This is a genomic window from Bradyrhizobium sp. DOA9 (assembly GCF_000617845.2).
Classification (GTDB): Bacteria; Pseudomonadota; Alphaproteobacteria; order Rhizobiales; family Xanthobacteraceae; genus Bradyrhizobium.
In genome coordinates this window covers 577,153-594,444 of record NZ_DF820426.1, presented here as the reverse complement: position 1 = coordinate 594,444, position 17,292 = coordinate 577,153, and the positions used below count along the sequence as shown (strand labels likewise).

17 protein-coding genes are annotated in these 17,292 nt (G+C 62.2%); 4 read left to right on the top strand and 13 right to left on the bottom strand.

The window, feature by feature from the left end:
* Positions 1–2: 2 nt before the first annotated feature.
* The 3 genes from BDOA9_RS35910 to BDOA9_RS35900 are packed head-to-tail and all read right to left on the bottom strand — an operon-like array spanning position 3 to position 3,339.
* Positions 3–1,136 carry an ABC transporter substrate-binding protein gene (locus BDOA9_RS35910; protein WP_082848006.1) on the bottom strand — a complete coding sequence of 378 codons (1,134 nt, stop codon included), beginning with the start codon at positions 1,134–1,136 and terminating at the stop codon, positions 3–5.
* The gene (locus BDOA9_RS35905) at positions 1,133–2,380 is read right to left on the bottom strand and encodes a CaiB/BaiF CoA transferase family protein (protein ID WP_025038745.1); all 1,248 of its coding nucleotides are present in this window, start codon (positions 2,378–2,380) and stop codon (positions 1,133–1,135) included. Before BDOA9_RS35905 ends, BDOA9_RS35910 begins: the two co-directional genes overlap by 4 nt.
* Positions 2,377–3,339: a hydroxymethylglutaryl-CoA lyase gene (locus tag BDOA9_RS35900; protein WP_025038744.1), complete on the bottom strand. Its 963-nt coding sequence runs from the start codon at positions 3,337–3,339 to the stop codon at positions 2,377–2,379. Before BDOA9_RS35900 ends, BDOA9_RS35905 begins: the two co-directional genes overlap by 4 nt.
* Positions 3,340–3,536: 197 nt before the next feature.
* On the opposite strand from BDOA9_RS35900, the gene BDOA9_RS35895 reads away from it, so the two are divergent.
* Genes BDOA9_RS35895 through BDOA9_RS35885 form a run of 3 tightly spaced genes read left to right on the top strand, consistent with a single transcriptional unit; the run spans position 3,537 to position 6,243 of the window.
* Positions 3,537–4,994: an MmgE/PrpD family protein gene (locus tag BDOA9_RS35895; RefSeq protein WP_025038743.1), complete on the top strand. Its 1,458-nt coding sequence runs from the start codon at positions 3,537–3,539 to the stop codon at positions 4,992–4,994.
* Positions 4,995–4,999: 5 nt separating this feature from the next.
* Positions 5,000–5,878, top strand: a complete 879-nt coding sequence (locus BDOA9_RS35890) for an amidohydrolase family protein (protein ID WP_052363165.1) — start codon at positions 5,000–5,002, stop codon at positions 5,876–5,878.
* Positions 5,879–5,898: 20 nt separating this feature from the next.
* Entirely contained in the window at positions 5,899–6,243 is a 345-nt protein-coding gene (locus BDOA9_RS35885) for a hypothetical protein (protein WP_025038741.1), read from the top strand.
* Positions 6,244–6,342: 99 nt separating this feature from the next.
* On the opposite strand, the gene BDOA9_RS35880 is transcribed toward BDOA9_RS35885, so the two are convergent.
* From BDOA9_RS35880 to BDOA9_RS35835, 10 genes are all read right to left on the bottom strand, one after another.
* On the bottom strand, positions 6,343–7,695 hold the full coding sequence (locus tag BDOA9_RS35880; RefSeq protein ID WP_025038740.1) for an amidase family protein: 1,353 nt from the start codon (positions 7,693–7,695) through the stop codon (positions 6,343–6,345).
* A 22-nt stretch (positions 7,696–7,717) separates the two neighbouring features.
* Positions 7,718–8,401 carry a DUF2848 domain-containing protein gene (locus BDOA9_RS35875; RefSeq protein ID WP_025038739.1) on the bottom strand — a complete coding sequence of 228 codons (684 nt, stop codon included), beginning with the start codon at positions 8,399–8,401 and terminating at the stop codon, positions 7,718–7,720.
* Complete coding sequence (locus tag BDOA9_RS35870; protein WP_025038738.1) at positions 8,385–9,077, bottom strand: ABC transporter ATP-binding protein; 693 nt, start codon at positions 9,075–9,077, stop codon at positions 8,385–8,387. Before BDOA9_RS35870 ends, BDOA9_RS35875 begins: the two co-directional genes overlap by 17 nt.
* Positions 9,077–9,823: an ABC transporter ATP-binding protein gene (locus tag BDOA9_RS35865; protein ID WP_025038737.1), complete on the bottom strand. Its 747-nt coding sequence runs from the start codon at positions 9,821–9,823 to the stop codon at positions 9,077–9,079. Before BDOA9_RS35865 ends, BDOA9_RS35870 begins: the two co-directional genes overlap by 1 nt.
* Positions 9,820–10,743, bottom strand: a complete 924-nt coding sequence (locus BDOA9_RS35860; protein ID WP_025038736.1) for a branched-chain amino acid ABC transporter permease — start codon at positions 10,741–10,743, stop codon at positions 9,820–9,822. The genes BDOA9_RS35865 and BDOA9_RS35860 overlap by 4 nt, the downstream gene beginning before the upstream one ends.
* Positions 10,743–11,642: a branched-chain amino acid ABC transporter permease gene (locus tag BDOA9_RS35855; RefSeq protein ID WP_025038735.1), complete on the bottom strand. Its 900-nt coding sequence runs from the start codon at positions 11,640–11,642 to the stop codon at positions 10,743–10,745. The genes BDOA9_RS35860 and BDOA9_RS35855 overlap by 1 nt, the downstream gene beginning before the upstream one ends.
* A gap of 42 nt (positions 11,643–11,684) precedes the next feature.
* The gene (locus BDOA9_RS35850) at positions 11,685–12,956 is read right to left on the bottom strand and encodes an ABC transporter substrate-binding protein (protein WP_042337186.1); all 1,272 of its coding nucleotides are present in this window, start codon (positions 12,954–12,956) and stop codon (positions 11,685–11,687) included.
* 170 nt (positions 12,957–13,126) lie between these two features.
* Positions 13,127–13,507, bottom strand: a complete 381-nt coding sequence (locus BDOA9_RS35845; RefSeq protein WP_025038733.1) for a hypothetical protein — start codon at positions 13,505–13,507, stop codon at positions 13,127–13,129.
* 17 nt (positions 13,508–13,524) lie between these two features.
* Positions 13,525–14,994, bottom strand: a complete 1,470-nt coding sequence (locus BDOA9_RS35840; protein WP_025038732.1) for a 4-hydroxyphenylacetate 3-hydroxylase family protein — start codon at positions 14,992–14,994, stop codon at positions 13,525–13,527.
* Between the two features lie 20 nt (positions 14,995–15,014).
* Positions 15,015–15,533: a flavin reductase family protein gene (locus tag BDOA9_RS35835; protein ID WP_025038731.1), complete on the bottom strand. Its 519-nt coding sequence runs from the start codon at positions 15,531–15,533 to the stop codon at positions 15,015–15,017.
* Positions 15,534–15,684: 151 nt separating this feature from the next.
* On the opposite strand from BDOA9_RS35835, the gene BDOA9_RS35830 reads away from it, so the two are divergent.
* Positions 15,685–16,290 carry a MarR family winged helix-turn-helix transcriptional regulator gene (locus BDOA9_RS35830; RefSeq protein ID WP_025038730.1) on the top strand — a complete coding sequence of 202 codons (606 nt, stop codon included), beginning with the start codon at positions 15,685–15,687 and terminating at the stop codon, positions 16,288–16,290.
* Positions 16,291–17,292 lie beyond the last annotated feature (1,002 nt).

Here is a 17,292-nt window from a genome sequence, read left to right as displayed (position 1 = left end):
GCCTAATGTCCGAACAGCTCGGTGAAAAACTCGGCATTGGCCGCGCGCCGTTTCGTCATGGCCTTCCAATCCGGGGCATAGAAATTTGAGGGCTGCGGCAAGGGATCGGGTTCATCCGGGAACCGCGGGATTTCGATCTCCGGGTTGGCCGGTTCCATGCCGAGTTTCGTCACCCAAGCCGTCTGCCCTTCCTCGGTCAAAGACCAAGCCAAAAACAGCTTAGCCGCGTTCGGATGGGGAGCAGTCGCAGGAATAGCCTGGAAATTGGGAATAGCGAGACTTGGGTTGGGTACGGTCCAAGCGAGCGGAGCACCGCGGGCCCTCTGCGTCGCGAACGTGCTTGTCAAACCTACCAGAGCGAGATCGAACTCTCCCGCCACGAGGCGCTCGACAAGCGGATTGATGCCGTCAAATACAGTGGGCTTGAGACGAGCGAGCTTCCTGAGGAAGTCATCGCCAAATGTGGTTCGAAAAAAATCGAGCGGCAACTGTGCCGAGCCGCCGGCGCGCGGGTTGACCACGGCCGCGCTCTCCTTGAAGGGCGCGGACGGCAGCTGATCCCAAGTCTTCAGATTGTCGAGCCAAAGCTTTTGCTCCGCGGTCAGGCTCTCGGTGTTCCAGCCGACCCCGATCTCTTCGATTGCGATGGCATACCAATAACCCGGCCGTTGCCACTGTGCGGGAACGCGGCTGGCATTCGGCGGGGTCCATTTGGTCAACATTCCCTTGTCGGCAAGGGCATCGCCGAAAGTCGGACTGGCATTCATGAAAATGTCGGCCGGGCTGCTGCCGGCACGAAATTCACTGGAAAAGCGCTCGTAAAGAGTGCCACCGGTTCCCACGAAGGTATTGATCGCGATGCAGGGGAAGCGCTGGCGAAAACGGTCGAGAACGAGAGCGGCGTTGTTGCGGAAAATCGTCATGTAGATCGTGAGCTTGCCTTCGTTACAGGCGTTCCTGACGATCTCATGAGGGAGATCCGGCAGCAATTCCGCCGCACTCTTGCCCGCAACGTCGGCCTGCGCGCGGGCAGGTGTCGACAGCCCGAGACCGATCAAGCCCATGGCAAGCAGGCCAGCAATGCCCGCCGAAAGACGATGTCCCGATCGATCGCCTGCCTGGGAAGACCAGGTCATGTGCGCTTCGCCTGCTGGACTTCTAAGCGCTCAGCCGTTGTGGAGGCGACCACGCCGTCTTGCGACAGGCGGGCAAACTCCTCCGCACTGACACCGACATCGCGCAATATCTCCTCGGAGTGCTGGCCGACCAGGGGGGGCTGGCTCACCAGACCGGGCCGTGCCCGATCCTGGCCAAACGCCATCGGCAATGCCGGAAGGGGAACGATTTGTCCCTCGGCGCCACCGCCCTTTCCGACAAAAACATCCACAAGACCACCCGCAGCCTGCAGGTGTGGATCCTCGAACAAATCAGACGGCTTGCCAACTGGAGCCCACGAGACATTCGCCCGATCGAGCCGTGACTTCACATCATCCAGCTCCAGCCCGAGCAGCCGCGCCTGAATGATCGGGCGGATATGCTCGCGTTGTTGCGTGCGCAAACGGTTAGTCGCCAGCTTGGGATCATCTGCCAGCTGTTGAAGCTCGAACTCTTTAACGAAGCGCGTCCATTGGCTATCGCTCGTGACGCCCACGAAAACCTGCCCGCCTCCCTTTGTGGCAAAGGGCTCGTAGATCGCCCACGCACCCCGGCGCGCCGGCATCGGCCGCAGCTCTTGCTCACCGGCGATCATGCCGGCCATATAGTTCGACATCAGGAAGCAGGCGTTCTCGAACAGGCCCGCACTCACGATTGTCCCCTTGCCCGTCTTCTGACGCTCGATCAGGGCTGACTGCAGCGCGATCACGCCAAACATCGCGCCCATGATATCGTTGACCGAAGCGCCCGCGCGCATCGGCTTGCCGGGAGGACCGGTCATCCAGGCGAGCCCGGCATGGAACTGCACGACCTCGTCGAGAGCCGGGCGGTTTTCGTAAGGCCCCTTGAGGTAGCCTTTCAAAGCCAGATAGATAAGCCGCGGATTGATCGCAGACAGCTCGGTATATCCGCAGTCGAGCCGATCCATTGTGCCAGGACCATAGTTCTCCAGGACGACGTCGGCCTCGGCGACCAATCGATGAACCAGCGCCTTGCCTTCGGGATGCTTCAGGTCGATGGCCAGGCTTCGCTTGCTGCGGCAATACGCCGAGAAATAGCCGGCTGCGAAGCCGGCCAGCTGTCGGGTCGGATCGCCGCCCGGCGCAGGCTCGATCTTGATCACGTCGGCCCCGAGTTCGGCCAGCAACAATCCCGCCGTCGGCCCCATGACGGCGTGACTGAATTCGAGGACCTTCAACCCCTCAAGGGGATGAACATTTGTCATTGCATCACCTTCCGTCGCGCCGCGTGGAGACTGCCTGCGTGCAGAAGCTCGCTCGGCAGTGGATGACCCACGATCGATTCCGCCAGACGCCCCGCTTCGATCAAGGCATCCAGATCAATCCCGGTTTCGATGCCCATCTCCTCGCAGAGCATCACGAGCTCCTCCGTTGCGATATTGCCCGCAGCTCCCGCGTGAGCCGCGAACGGACATCCGCCGAGGCCACCAACAGTCGAATCGTATTTGTCAACACCTAGTCGAAGTCCGGCCGCTGCGTTTGCGACAGCCATGCCACGGGTGTCGTGAAGATGGAGCTTGATGCGCTGATCCGGCCATCGCTCGCGAACGGCACCGACCACCGCCTCTATGCGCGATGGAATTGCCCATCCCATCGTATCCGAAAGCGATATCTCGTCGATCGATATGCCCGCTTCGCCCGCAATACCGAAACCATCGCCCACCGTCCGCACCACGTCGGCGACCGTGACCTCCCCCTGAAAATTGCAGCCAAACGCAGCCATGACGCCCACGCGCGTGACTGGAACATTCTTCGACAGGTGCAGGGTCGTCTGTGAACGCATCCGCTCCAGGTTTTCCGCGTGACTGCGATTGAGGTTGCGGCGGCTGAAATCGTCCGAGGCGGAGAGCGAAATTGCTCCGCGCAACGACAGCTTGTCCGCATGCGCCAGTGCCCGATCGAGACCCCTCTCATTGAACCAGAGGCCGGTGTACTCCACGCCGGAACGAGGCGAGAAGCCGCGCACCACGGCGTCGGCGTCCCGCCAGCCCGGGACGAGCTTCGGGCTGACAAAGGAACAGGCCTGAATATGAGCGACGCCGGTCCCAGCAAGCGCTTCGATCAGTCGGACCTTGTCGCCGGTTTCGATCGGCCCCGGCTCGATCTGAAAACCTTCTCTCGGACCTTCCTCATTGATCTCAACCCGCGCCGGCAGGTCCGTCATGTGCGCTCTCCCATTCCTGCGAACCGTCGTCAAAGTGCGAATATAGACAAAATTGTCAACCAAAATAGTCCGGCCGTTTGAATGATTGTTGCCACAAAATGTTGCAAAATAAGCTAAAAGCGACCTCGCGCGCCCAACGGTAGATTGACTCCCGAGACGATCTGCTAGCAAATTGTTAACAATGATGGAGCCATTCGATGGAACCGATCTTCAGCCGCCGAGCGATATGGAAGGGGATTCTGGCTTCAAGCTGCTCACATTTTCTGTTCGCGAAGGGGGCGGCGGCGGCGTCCAACGACCTTGCAGCGCGACTTGCCGATTACGCCAGTAGTCTCCGATATGATGATCTTCCGCCGAGCACGGTGGCGGCGGCCAAGGCGCATCTGATCGATGCGCTCGGATGCGGCATCGCCGCACTCGATGAAGGGCCCATCGTTGCAGTACGCGAACTGAGCGGCACGGCGAACGGCCCCTGCACTCTTCTCGGGTCGGCGCGGCAAACCAGCGTCGAGTGGGCAGCCTTTGCCAACGGCTGCGCGATCCGCGAATTCGACCTGAACGATTTCTATACCGGCCACGATACCGGTCACCCAAGCGACCACATCGCCGCCTGCTTTGCAGTCGGAGAGATGAACGGCAATGACGGCAAGGAGGTCATCACTGCGATCGTCCTGGCTTACGAAATCATGTGCCATCTTCTGGACGGCCCCAGTCTTCGGGCGCGCGGATTCGATCATCCGGCCTATAGTCTGGTCGCAGTTGCTCTCGCCGCCGGACGCCTGATGAAGCTGCCGCCTGCCCAGCTCGCCCAGGCCGTTAATATCGCGCTTGGCGCGCACATCCCGCTGTTTCAGACGCGCTCGGATACTATTTCGAACTGGAAGGGCATGGCCGACGCGGAGGCGGCCCGCACGGCGATCGTCTCGGCCCTGCTTGCGGGCAAGCACATCAGCGGCCCCTCGCCTATCTTCGAGGGAAAGGCCGGTTTCATGAAAGTGGTGTCCGGGGAATTCGAATTGGACCTGACTGGCTTCGGCGGAAAGTCGCGCCCGTTCAAGATCGACGACGTGCGCTACAAATTCTATCCGGCCCAGGCCTTCATCCAGACTGCCGTTCCGGCAGCTGCTGCGCTCCATGCACAGATCAGGGGTGCAAAGATCAAGAAGGTCGAAATCACGACGACGAAGAGCGCCAAGGATGTTGCGGCAAACGCGCCGGAAAAATGGGCGCCGACCACATCCGAAACCGCGGATCACAGCTTGCCGTTTGCCGTGGTCAGAACCCTGCTCGACGGGCGACTGAGCGTCCACAGCTATGCCGAAGGCAAGCTGCGCGATCCGAAAGCTGCGGCGATCCTCAAGTCAACGACCGTCGTCGAGGATCCGGCCCTGACTGCAATGGTGCCCGCAAGAGCAACCAATCGGATTGCCGTCACGCTGGAGGACGGCCGCACTCTGTCGGAGCAGCGCGACGATCTGCCGGGCTTTCCCGGCCACCCGGTGCAGCGCTCCGACATCGAAGAGAAGTTCGAGAGCAATGTCGGCGATATCTGGCCGGCCGATCAACGGCGCCGAATTCTCGAAACGGCGTGGTCGCTCGAAGACCAACCCAACGTCGGATCGTTCATGCAAAGTCTTGCGATCACAGGGAGATGAGGGGGGTGCTGACGAATACGATCGCGGGCGAGCAGCTATCCGTGCCGAATTCGGCGGGTACGACGCCGCCCACTCACGCGGCTCCCGTCGGAGCCGTGGACTGCCACCATCACGTCTTCGACCCGACCTTCCCCGTCCCCTCGGGCTCATTGACCACAATCGGAACGAAACATGACTACGCGCTGTTCCGCCGTCGGATCGGCCTCAGCCGGTCCGTGCTGATCGGGGCATCCACGTACGGCACCAACAACGATTGCTTTTTCGACGCGCTGCGCTTCTTCGGCGACACTGCGCGCGGCGTCGCGATCCTGCCGCGCGGCGTCAGCCGGGAAGACATTCGCCAGCTGCATCAACAAGGCGTCCGCGGAATCCGACTTTATCTCGGTCGCGGCGACCCGCCCTCACCTCAAGCCATTCGGGCGACAGCTGCGCTTGTTGCTGACTTCGGATGGAACGTCGAAATCGTCGTCTCCCATCACAACGAACTGCTGTGCCAGGCTGAGCCTGTCCTGGCGGAGTTGCCCTGCCGGGTCGTCCTCGGACATTTTGCTTTTGTTCGTCAGCCGAAGGGCCTGACGACGCCGGCAGGCCAATCGTTGCGTCGCTTGCTCGACCTGCCGCACATCTGGGTGAAGCTGTCGGGCGTCTACCACGCCTCAGCCGAAGCCGATGGTTTCAGGGATGTCGATCCGATGGCACGCGAATTGGTGTGCCAAGCCCCTGAACGCCTGATTTGGGGATCCGATTGGCCTCATACGCGCGGCCGCGGCGGAAAACCGGACGGCGCGGCTTTGTTCGATCAGCTCTGGTCGTGGGCAGACGATGGGCTGGTTCGCCGGATCCTGGTCGACAATCCCGCGCGACTTTATTGGAATCAGGGCTAGTCGAGATCTGGTCGAACAACGTGGCCAAGGTGCCCGGCTTCGCCAAGGCCTTTGCTGGCTGCTGGCGCATCGTCGAGATGGACAACTGGGACAGCGACTTCCTCGATCTTGTCGAAAAGGCGCATCTCACCTTCAATGGCAAGTCCGACGGTGAAATCGCCTTCGGTGCGCTGAACGGCTTACTAGACGTCCGCTACGGCGCCCGAGACGGTACAGCCTGCGCTGAGTTCTCATGGGAAGGGCGCGACGAGAATGACCCTGTCTGCAGTCGCGGATGGGTTACGATCGGCACCGCTGGCAGGCTCGTCGGCCACTTCTACATACACAATGGCGACGATTCAGGCTTCGTTTGCGAACGCGGCTGAGTTCTTCAACAGCCTGCTAGGTTTCCGGCAAAGTGGCTTGGTAGGATCGTCGTAATCTTGGGCACCTGTCGGAGGCTCCGCGCGCAACGTTACCAACAATTATGTTGAGGTGTCGGAATACGCCCCTGCTCCGCTTGGCCTCGCTCGCAGCATCGTTTCCACACTGGTCGCGATCTCCAACAAGCGTCGGTCGGCGTTCCTGCGGCCGATCAGCATCAGGCCGACGGGCAGGCCGCCAACCGGGATTGGCAACGAAATCGACGGGCAATCGAGCATATTGGCGATGCGTGGATTGCGCAGCACCAGGCCATTGGCCTGATGGAACGCATTGTGCTCCTCGACCGACGACAACAGCGGCGCGCGGATCGGCGTGGTCGGCAGCACAAAAGCCTCGTTGTTTCCGAAGGATTGTTCGAAGGATCGGATTGCGGCCTGCCGGAGCCGCGTCATGCGCACATAGTCGACACCTAGGAGGCCGGCGCCCGCTTCGATGCGAACGCGGGTCTTCGGGTCGACCCCGTCCAGGCTTGATAGTCCGAGACCACGCAGCGTCGCGCCGAGCTCGATCGACGGAAACGTGCCGATCTTGTCAATTTCGGCCACACGATCGAGCGTCGCCTCGATCGATCTGTCCTCGATCTGCAAACCGCAAGACCGAAACCGTTCTACGGCATTCTCGAATGCGCTGAGCACTTGGGGCTCGCAACGGTCAAACAGGCGGCCGCGAGGCACGACGAGACGAAACGTATAAGGAGAGGCCATCTGCGGCCGCGACGCCATGCTTCCCCCCGAAAGCACTTGATCGGCCGCGAAGCAGTCTGCGACGGTCGAGGCAATCGGGCCGATGGTGTCGAGGCTCGACGATAGTGAGAACGCACCCTCGGTTGGCACGAACCCGCTTGTCGGCTTGAAGCCGACCGCGCCCGATAGGGCCGCAGGAATTCGGATCGATCCTCCGGTGTCACTGCCAATGGCGATATCCGCCATTCCGTCCACGACCGAGACGACAGCTCCCGATGACGACCCGCCCGGCAAGCATCGGCGATCGTGAGGATTGCCTGGGACACCGTCATGCGGGTTCGTGCCGAGCGCGGAAAAGGCAAATTCAGTCATCTGCGTTTTGCCGATGATCACGGCTCCGGCGGCGCGCAGGCGGGTTACGACCAATGCATCGTCAATCGCGGGCGGCAGGGTGCGCAGCACGGCGGAACCCGCGCTCGTCACGGTACCCGCAATATCGAACAGCGCCTTGACCGATACAATACGACCATCAAGCGGGCCGCGAGGGCGGCCTGCAGCGGCGCGTCGATCTGCGGCTTCGGCCTCCCCCCGGGCGCTGTCAGCGAAGACCGCCGTGAAGACGTTCTGCGCTTCCGGCAGCCGGATCCGTGCCAGCGCGGTCTCCAGGCGTGCAACGGCAGATTGGTTGGGTCGACCGTTCATTGCTGTCATGGACACCGCCTGCGAGGCGAGATCAAGAAACGACCGGCAGCACGTCGACGTCGTAAGCGTGGGTCAACTTGCGGTCGAGCACGGGATCGCTCAGCTCCATCTCGAAGCGCGTTCCTGGCCGAATGCCGCCGATGGCACCGGGCGTACCGCAAAACATCAACGTGCCGGCCGGCAGCGTGCCTGCGCCTGCGTAGCGGCGGATGAGATCGCGCGGCGTCCTCAACGAGGACACCGGGCTGTCCTGGTAGAGAACCCTCGTGCCGTCAATCGTCGCCCACGAGCGAAGGACGAGCTCGTCCCAGTGGTCTTCGACACTCGCATAGGACCAGAGCTGCGAGCCGACCGGTTTGCCGCAGAGCTGCTTCGAAAGAGCGATGCCCGATGCCTCCGCCTTGCGATCAGTATGGTCTGACCCGATGCCGATCCAGAGCCCGTCGGCCATCGCGACGATGACCGGCTCGACCTCGCCAGAACTGTCGGGACCGAGCACCGCGAGGCGGCTTGCCTGGGTCAATGTTTGGGCCGCGACGCGGTAGTAGAGCGGCGTTGTCGAGGGACGTGGAATGCCGAGAGCTGCGAGCTCCTCGATGTGGTGCTCAATGGCGGCGGCGTCCCGGCCCGCCCAGCCCGCGATGATGAGAAAGTCGATTTCGACGCCAATCTGGTCCGTCCGGTCATTTGCGAGGCGCTCAAATTGCAGCAACATGAAGTTCCTTCTCCTTGGTCGATGTCGCCATGACTTCGCCGCGCTCGATCTGAAGCGTCCTGTCGGCGATCCGGTCCAGCAGCGCCGGCGACGATTCGGTGATCAACATGGCGAGCTCGGGCCGGTGCTTGCGCAACTCGCCGAGCGTGCGCGCATAGTCGAGCGCGAGGGCCGGCGCCAGGCCCTGAAAGGGTTCGTCGAGCAGCAGGACCTTGCGCGCCACCGTCAGCGCGCGGCCCAGCGCGACCATCTTGCCCTGGCCGCCGGACACGCCGCCCGCGGGCCTGGAGCGCATCACGTGCAACTCGGGTAAAAGCTGATAGATCTCGTCGAGCCTGCGCGCGATCTCGGCACGATCGAGCTTCAACGCCAGCGCCGGCAGGCGGATGTTCTCCTCGACGCTCAACTCCGGAATCAGCCGGCGGTCTTCCGGCGCGTAGCCGATGCCGGCCCGCGCGCGGGTGTAGGCGGGCCTGCTGCCAAGATCGTCGGCATCGAGACGGATCGAGCCCTCGTCATGCGCGATGAGACCCATGATCGCACGCAGCGTCGTAGTCTTGCCGGCGCCATTGCGGCCGATCAACACCGTCGTCTTTCGCTCGATGATGTCGCAACTGACGCCGCGCAGCACGCGGACGCCCTCGATCGAGACGCAGACCTTGTCGAGACTGAGCATCAGGCGACCCCTATGACGCGCTCGCGGACCTGCGCGTTGCTGAACACCTGATCGGGCCGACCCTCAGCCATGATGTTTCCGGCGTTCCACACCAGGACCCGGCTCGCATAACGGGCGACCACGTCCATGTCGTGCTCGACAAACAGCGCGGTGATCTGGCGCTGACGCAGCGCGCTCATCAGCGCCTCCATCAGGGGAAAGCGTTCGAGCGCACTGACGCCGCTGGTCGGCTCGTCCAGCAGCAGGAGCCGTGGCTTGAGCGCCAGCGCGACGGCGATATCCAGCAGCTTGCGATGGCCTTCAGGCAATGTACTGCTGATCCGGTCGGTATCGTCCGCGAGCCCGATCAGGTCGAGCAAGGCCTTCGCCTCCGCGCGCCGTGCTCCGGTATCGAGGGGGCGGATCGCGTTCCAGAGGCCGTCCTTTGCGGCGAGCGCCAGCATCATGTTGTCGATCACGCGCTGCGCGGAAAACAGCTGCGGGATTTGGAACGCGCGCGCGACGCCGCGCCGCGCGATGGCGCGCGGCGACAGGTGCGTGATGTCGTGGCCGTCGAGCAGCACGCTGCCCGAGCCCGGTCGGATGTACCCGGTGCAGATGTTGAGCAGCGTCGTTTTGCCCGATCCGTTCGGCCCGATGATCGCCAGGAACTCGCCGTCGTGGATCGAGATGCTGACGCCATCGGCGGCCTTGACCCCGTTGAAAGCGACGTGGAGGCCCCTCGCCTCCAGGATGGGACGCGTCATAGGCTCGACGCCTCCTTGCGTGAGAACAGCCCGTAGAACCCTTGCGGCAGGAACATGATTACGACGATCAGCGTCAGACCCACGATCAGATTCCAGGCATCGGTCACGGTCACGGCTACGCTGTGCAGCAACTCCAGGAAGAGGGCGCCGATAAACGCGCCGGGCACGCCGCCGATGCCGCCCAGCACGGCGATCAGCACGAGGTGACCGGACGCAGTCCAGAACGCGAAGTCCGGGACGACGCGACCGATCGCAAAGCCAGCAATTGCGCCGCCAAGACCCGCCAGCGCCGCCGAGACGACGTAGGCAACCAGCAGAACCGCCCAGACCGGGATCCCCAGATATTCGAGCCTGATTTCGTTGGAGTGAACAGCCGCGAGCGCGTGGCCCAGCGGGCTGTTCAGGTAGCGCTGGATGGCAAGACCGACAAGCAACATCAGGGCCAGGCTGATGTAGAACAGGACGCTCTTGAACGTGGGTTCGCCAAGTACGACACCGAACACGGCCGGAACCGGCACCGTCATGCCGTCGGTGCCGCCGGTGACGCTGTAGAGCTTGGCACACAGGGCATAGAACACCATGGAGACTGCAAGGTTCAGCATCGCGAAGAAGATCGCGCGATAGCGGACGAGAAATAGTCCGGCGATCGCGCCGAGCAGCGCGGCGGCAAGCACAGAGAGGATCAGAAGCAGGCCGAGGTCGTTAATGCCGGCCCGCGCCAGGAAGGCAACGCCATAGGCGCTCGCGGCGAAGAACATCGCATGCCCGATCGAGATCAGGCCGGCGCGGAGCAGCACGGCGACGCCGAGTGCCGCGAATCCCTTGGCGATCGCGAGCGTCAACACGAATTGCAGCCAGGGGGCGGCGACGGGCAGCACGGCAAGTATGAGTACCGCTGAAGCGGCGACGATCGTCCGCATCATATCCTCCGGGCGGTCATCGACCCGAACAGGCCGTAGGGGCGAATCAAAAGCACGACAAGCATGGCGGCATAGGGCGCAACGGCATCCAGCGATGGGACGAGATAGATCGCGAGCACGCGCGCTACACCAACAATCAGCGAGGCCACCGCGGCCCCCTCGATCTGTCCAAGCCCTCCGATCGCCGCCACCGCAAAGGCGAGCACCATCGTATCGGCGCCGAGCCCTGGAGCGATGCCCGACGTCGGCGTCGCCAGCGCTCCTCCGAGAGCCGCCAGGAACACGCCGAGCGAGAACGCCAGGATAAATATCCGGTTGGTATCGATGCCAATCGACTGTGCCATTTCACGGTCGGTCACCACTGCCGTGATCAGGCGCCCAAGCCGAGTGTGGTTGACCAGGAGCCTCAGGCTGATAACGACCAGGAGCGCCATGCCGATCAGCAGGATCTGGTAATTGAGATAGACCACACCGCCGATGGTCAACGTGCCGAGCAACCGCATCGGCGCGTCCTCGTAAAAGGACTGCACGCCGAAAATCATGCGCTGCAAGTCCTCCAGCATGAGGAACAGCCCGAACGTGATCAGGATCTGCACCGCTTCCGACTTGCCGTAGGTCCAGCGGACCAGGCTGCGCTCAATCAGCGGACCAAAGATGGCCGCGACGAAGACGGCGCTGAACAACAACGCTGCGAACGACAGATAGGGGTTGAGCTGCCGGCTCGCGATGAACAGGCAGAGCGAGGCTGCGACATACCCGCCTATCGAGTAGAGGCTGCCATGGGCGACGTTGAGGACGCGCAGCACGCTGAACACCAGCGTCAGACCAACGGCCGCGAAGAAGATCAACGCGGCGCTGGCGAGACTGTCCAGCAGCAGGGGGATGATTGCATTCGACATCGGCTTGCGCCCAACGTGAATGAAGTGAACGCTATCGCGCGCCTATTTGTAGCTTCCCGGCTTCGGAAGGGACTTGGCGAACTCGGGGTTGAGCGTTGCAATCCAGGCCAGCGGATCTTGCCCTGCCTGCGGCATCAGGCTGTCGCCCTTGTAGCGAACCATGTCGCCGATCACGGGAAACTGCTGCGCCGGGGTCTTCACGGTGACGCCGACGATCTGGTCGACGAGTCCGTCATTGTCGGCGCGCGTCTGCGCGGTGCCGGTCAGGGTCGCAACCGTGCTGCCCTTCATGGCGTCCGCGAGCTCGGCACGGGTCGGCCACTTTCCGCCATTTTTCTGCATCGCTGCCTTGTAGGCAGCCTTCACGTAGATCAGCGTGTTGGCCATCTTGATCGACGGGAACACCGGATATTCCCCAAAGCGCGCCTTGTACGCCCCGCCAAACTTCACCGTCTCGGGGTTGGCCCCGGCATCCGGCGACATCCACCAGCCATCGCCGAGAACGCCGACGATCACGCCGTCAGGCAACGGCACGCGTTGCAGCACCGTCTCGCCGAGCGCGAGCACCACCTGGCTGGACGCGAACAGCCCTCGCGGCGTTGCTTGGCGAACGAAGTTCTCGAGATCGGCGCCCCAGAGATTGGAGAACACGACGTCGGGGCGTACGGTGGTGAGGCGGGAAATCTCCGTCTGGTAGTTCGGCGACCCGAGCTTCGGATAGAGCTCCGCGACAATCTCGACGTCAGGCTTCAACGCTTTCAGCGCCGCGGTGAAGATCTTGGCCGCGTCATGGCCGAACGCATAGTCCGGGTTGATGATCGCGACCGTCTTCACATCCGGCTTGCGCTCGAGAAGATAGATCGCGTAGGCGATGAATTCCGGCACGGTGTTGCCGTTGGGTCGGAACACATATTTGCTCTTGCCGTCCATCAGCAACTGATGGGTGTCGCAGTTCCAGCCGACGGTCGGAACTTCGAGCTGCTCGGCGAGCGGCGCCAACGCCAGGCAGTTCGCGCTGGAGAGGGCGGCGATCATCACCTGGTTCTTCGCATCGCCCGCCAGCCGACGATATTCCGCGATCACACCTTGCGCTCCCTGCGCCTCGTCGACGTAAGTCGCGCTGACCGGCACGCCTTCGATACCGCCCTTTGCATTGATCTCGTCGATCATGAGATCGGCGGCATTCTTGCCCGGCATGCCGTAGGCTGCAGCGGGCCCCGACGTGAAGGTGAAGATGCCCAGTCCCAGCGAGCTCGGCTTTTCCTGTGCGGCGGCCGGCGTTGTCGCGACGACGCCGATCGCGAGAGCTCCCACGAGGCCATCGACCACCAACCGAAGATTGGATTGAGGCAACCCGCGATCTAGCCTGCAGAGCAGATCGAATGACGACAGACAACGCGCAACTACGATGGAAATACCTTTGAACGTCATATTGCTCTTCCCCTTGGCTGGTCGACGATGTTGCTGGTCGTAGCGATTCGGCATCAAACCGGGTCGAAGTAATGCATCTCCAAAAGCAGGCAGCCGCCAATGGACTTGAACGGCCCATGCGGCGCGTGCGGCGGCCGGCAGGCATAGGTGTTCGGCGGGAAGCTCTTGCCGCCCTCTCCCTTGGCATCGTTTCCGACGATCAGGTCGCCCGAGACGAGATAGACCTCCTCCCAGTACTCGTGCGAAAACGGCGCGGTCGTATAGACGCCCGGTGCGAAACGGAGCAGCCGGGTTCGCGTACCGCGCCGGTTCTCCTCATCTAGGCCGCCGGCGATGATCTTCTGCTGGATGCCGGCCGGATAACCTGGCGGCACTTCCCAGCCGGTTGCCATGTCGAGCGTGTGGAATTCGTCGTGCTTCTTGTTGACGGGCATGTGTTGTCTCTCTTGGTTCAAGCGGCTTTGCTGGCGGTCGAGACGCCGTTGAGGTCGTAGGAATCGAGCATGGTCTGCACCAGGCGGTCGGCGCCGGCCCAGTCGTAGGTGCGATAGGAATGACCCTTGGTGACGAAGGTCGCGCCGGCGTAAAACATCTCGTATTGCTGGTGGCGCGAGCCGAATTCGGAGCCCACGGCATCCCAGGCGAGCTTGTAGAATTTCACCCGGTCGTGCGAATTGGCCTTCGGCGACTGCTGGGTCTTGCCGATGAGGGCCGCGATCTCTGGGTTATCGAAATCCGCAACCGACGAAGGCAGCATGATCATGCCGCCGCCGGCGAGCTCGCGAAGCGTGTTGATGATGTGGGCGTAGAGCTGCTGCGTCAGGACCTGCGCGGAATAGAGCGTGTGCCGGTCCGGGATGAAATAGGAACCGACCTGCGTGCCCTTGGCTTCCATGGCTGCCACCAGCGCGTCCACCATGCCGGTCTCGGCCGCGAGCTGGCCGAGCATTTCACGCACCTGCGGGAACTGGGTGACGCCGTTCATGTCGGCGGTCCGATGCGCAAGGCCAGTCAGGAACTTGAGCTTCACGCTGAGACGGACCATCGCCTGGTAGTTCTGGTAGACGTGACATGGCGTGGCGTGAAACTGCTTCTGGCACATTTCAACGTTGCCCTCGATGAAGACCCGGTCCCACGGCACTTTCACGTCATCGAAATAGAGAACGGAGTCGTTCTCGTCGAAACGGCTCGACAGGGGATTGTCGAACACCGCGCCGGCGGCATCCTCGTAGGATTTGCGCGACAGCATCTTGAGGCCCTTCGTATTCATCGGGATCGCAAAGGACATCGCGTAACGCTCTTCACCCGGACGCATCGGCTGGATCGTGGTGACGAAGACCTCGTCGGCCACCACGCCTCCGGTGGCGAGCATCTTGGCGCCGCGGATCGTGATGCCCTCGGCATCGCGATCGACGACGCCGGCAGTGAGGAACGGATCGGCCTGCTCGGCGGCGCCCTTCGAGCGGTCCGCCTGCGGATTGATGATGACGTAGGTGAGGTAGAGGTCCTTGTCGCGCGCGTAGCGGTAGTAGCTCTCAAGTGCGCCGGCGCGGGCCGGATCATAGGCCTTGAACAGGTCGAGCCCCATGTACAGGCCGGAAATGCACGATGCGACGTGGTCCGGGGCGCGGCCCAAGAAGCCCGCATGCAAGCCCGCCCATGCTTCCAGCGCCTTTCGCCGCTGGAGCAGGTCGGCGTAGGATGCCGGAAGCTGCCAAATCCGGTTGGCACGTCCGGCATCGGTCTCGAACGTCATGAGATCGGCGTTTTCCCAGGCGCTGGCAAAGTCGAACAATCCGGCCACTGAATTTGCCAGATTGCGAAAGGCGTGATGCGTCGTCACATCGCCCACGGAGCCGCCGTTGATGTAGATGGTGCGACCATCCTTCAGGCCCGACAAATAGTCCTTTGCGCTACGCATCGCGGTTCTCCGGTTCGAAGCTAGTAATGAATGGGAAGCGGCCAGGTCGGCTCGCGTTCGGTTTCGTCGACCAGGTCGCGGTATCGACCGCGAAAGTAGATCAGGGGAGCAGCCGCCTCGGCGCGGGCCGAGTGGCGGACGACACGGACGACGAAGATGACGTGGTCACCGCCCTCGTAGATTGCATAGGGCGCGCACTCGAAATGAGCCAGCGCCCCGGAGATGAGCGGCGCCTCGGCGTGGCCGAGCGATGTCTTCACCTGGTCCCATTTGTCGGAAAGCGCGCGCGCGAACTGGTTGGAGATCTGCTCCTGATCGCGCGCGAGAATGTTGACGGCAAAGCCCTTGGCTTCGAGCATCGCGGGCAGGCTGCGAGCCTTTCGGTCGACGCTGAACAGAACCAAAGGTGGGTCGAGCGATACGGAGTTGAATGAACTCATCGTCATGCCGATGAGCTCGTCGCCCCTGCCGCGCGCGGTCACCACCGCAACGCCGGTCGCGAATTCTCCCAAAACTCGCCTGAACGCACGGTCCTCCATGGGAGGCTGCCCTCGCTGCTACGATCCTGAGTTATAATTCTTAAGTAGCTTTCTGGCAAAGCGATATGGGAGTGTCAAGCCCACTTGCTGGGCGAGCGCATGCGTGCTTTTTAAGCAGCTCGCAAGGCTATGATTTCGCGGAGAGAAAACCGTGACCGATGCGCTATTGACGGCGTCGAAACCCGAGTTGCTCGACAAGGAAGGAGACCGCATGCTTCGCGGCCTCCTCTACGACTATTTCGCTTTCGGACGTGGTTTGGAGGCCTGCCGGGAGATATTCGCCGGCTTCGTCGACCTGTCGCCGACCCAATATCTGATCTTGATCGCGATCAAGAATTCGACGGCAGCACAGCCAATGGGAGTGAATAAGGTCGCCGAACGGCTGTACTTAAGCGGCGCCTTCGTCACCAACGAAATCAACAAACTGGTTTCCGACGGCTTGCTCGAGAAGAGCCCCCATCCCGAAGACGGACGCCGGGTCCAACTTACCCTCACCCAGCGTGGGTTGAGCCTTTTGATCCGCCTTGCCGCCTTGCAGAGACCGGTCAACGACGCATTGTTCGGGATGCTGACGCGCGACGAGTTCAAAATGCTGTCGCAATTATTGTCGCGGCTCGCTTCGAACGCAGACAGCGCCTTGAAGCTCGCCGAACATGTCAGAGCGGCGCTCAGGCTTCAGGAGGATCAGCGAGCCGCCAGAACAGAAGCGCCAGAATCCCGTAAGAAACGACGGGCGACGCGTTCTAGTACTCGGTAGTAGTGGCGGGCGGCGGGCATCTACTCCATCGCTCCCGTTACCTGAGTCTATCACTCTTCAATTCAATGGCGATCTACGGGAAGTCGAAGCTCGCAAAAAAGGGGATCTCGGCGGGGCCAGCTACGGCTGTCCCTCGCTGTTATCGGCTCTTGAACTCACGGTGGCTGCTAGTCCAGTCCGAGATCTCTAGTCGGGTTAAATTGCCTGCACATGGTAGCCAATGACGCCTGAACCGCGGCCGCCCCTTCGCCATCGAACGGCTGTCGGGATCAGTTAACGAGATCAGCCTGACCCGTTTATATCGCCCCGCTCAAAGACCCACTTTATTGTCTGGATAGAGGCTGACCGAACGCGCAAGGCACGGCATCGCGCGGTTGGGAGGGTCGCCTGTAGGGCGTCAGTGTCGCCCTCCTCCGGGACAGCATCAAACTCGTTCTCGGCGAGCGGCGCCACGATATCCTCGTGTTGCGACAGTTCCGGTTCGCGGCGAATGCCGGGCTTCGGACCCCGGACCGTACGCGTCAGCTCCAAAGGCACTCTTGCTTAGGATGGAATCGGCATGCCGTCGGCCTTGTCAGCCGCTGCGAGATGCGATCGCTACAGCTGCGCTCGACGGATCACGGTGCCAGCTACAGCTCGCCAGCGCCCACGTCAGACATCATCCCTTTCAGCGAGCCGATCCGTCCGGCCACTGCAGGGGCAGGCTTTCAGCACGGCCGGAGCGCGGGTGCACCGTCGAGATCGCGCCTTGCTGGATTGATCGTACCGATCAAACGAAGCTGGCTGCTTTCCGCTTCTCGATGAGTGAATACAGCTCATCAATGCTTGCAAAGTTCTCATTTGTCGGCCAGTTCCACCTCAACGCAGACTAGCTCCAAAATCAACGCTCTCTAGCGGTTTTGGGAGGACGCGTGCTTCTATGAAGCCAGACTGCGCTCATTCGGATTGGCAGGGTCAGTCCCAAGCGCCGCGTGGCAATCCTCAAAATGGGTGAATTCGTTT

What these genes read in the sequence shown, in the direction of transcription:
- BDOA9_RS35855 (WP_025038735.1), bottom strand. Translation starts at nt 11,642, where the DNA reads ATGTCGAATGCAATCATCCCCCTGCTGCTGGACAGTCTCGCCAGCGCC.
- BDOA9_RS35905 (WP_025038745.1), bottom strand. Translation starts at nt 2,380, where the DNA reads ATGACAAATGTTCATCCCCTTGAGGGGTTGAAGGTCCTCGAATTCAGT.
- BDOA9_RS35880 (WP_025038740.1), bottom strand. Translation starts at nt 7,695, where the DNA reads ATGACAGCAATGAACGGTCGACCCAACCAATCTGCCGTTGCACGCCTG.
- BDOA9_RS35840 (WP_025038732.1), bottom strand. Translation starts at nt 14,994, where the DNA reads ATGCGTAGCGCAAAGGACTATTTGTCGGGCCTGAAGGATGGTCGCACC.
- BDOA9_RS35845 (WP_025038733.1), bottom strand. Translation starts at nt 13,507, where the DNA reads ATGCCCGTCAACAAGAAGCACGACGAATTCCACACGCTCGACATGGCA.
- BDOA9_RS35910 (WP_082848006.1), bottom strand. Translation starts at nt 1,136, where the DNA reads ATGACCTGGTCTTCCCAGGCAGGCGATCGATCGGGACATCGTCTTTCG.
- BDOA9_RS35860 (WP_025038736.1), bottom strand. Translation starts at nt 10,743, where the DNA reads ATGCGGACGATCGTCGCCGCTTCAGCGGTACTCATACTTGCCGTGCTG.
- BDOA9_RS35895 (WP_025038743.1), top strand. Translation starts at nt 3,537, where the DNA reads ATGGAACCGATCTTCAGCCGCCGAGCGATATGGAAGGGGATTCTGGCT.
- BDOA9_RS35900 (WP_025038744.1), bottom strand. Translation starts at nt 3,339, where the DNA reads ATGACGGACCTGCCGGCGCGGGTTGAGATCAATGAGGAAGGTCCGAGA.
- BDOA9_RS35835 (WP_025038731.1), bottom strand. Translation starts at nt 15,533, where the DNA reads ATGGAGGACCGTGCGTTCAGGCGAGTTTTGGGAGAATTCGCGACCGGC.
- BDOA9_RS35865 (WP_025038737.1), bottom strand. Translation starts at nt 9,823, where the DNA reads ATGACGCGTCCCATCCTGGAGGCGAGGGGCCTCCACGTCGCTTTCAAC.
- BDOA9_RS35875 (WP_025038739.1), bottom strand. Translation starts at nt 8,401, where the DNA reads ATGTTGCTGCAATTTGAGCGCCTCGCAAATGACCGGACGGACCAGATT.
- BDOA9_RS35870 (WP_025038738.1), bottom strand. Translation starts at nt 9,077, where the DNA reads ATGCTCAGTCTCGACAAGGTCTGCGTCTCGATCGAGGGCGTCCGCGTG.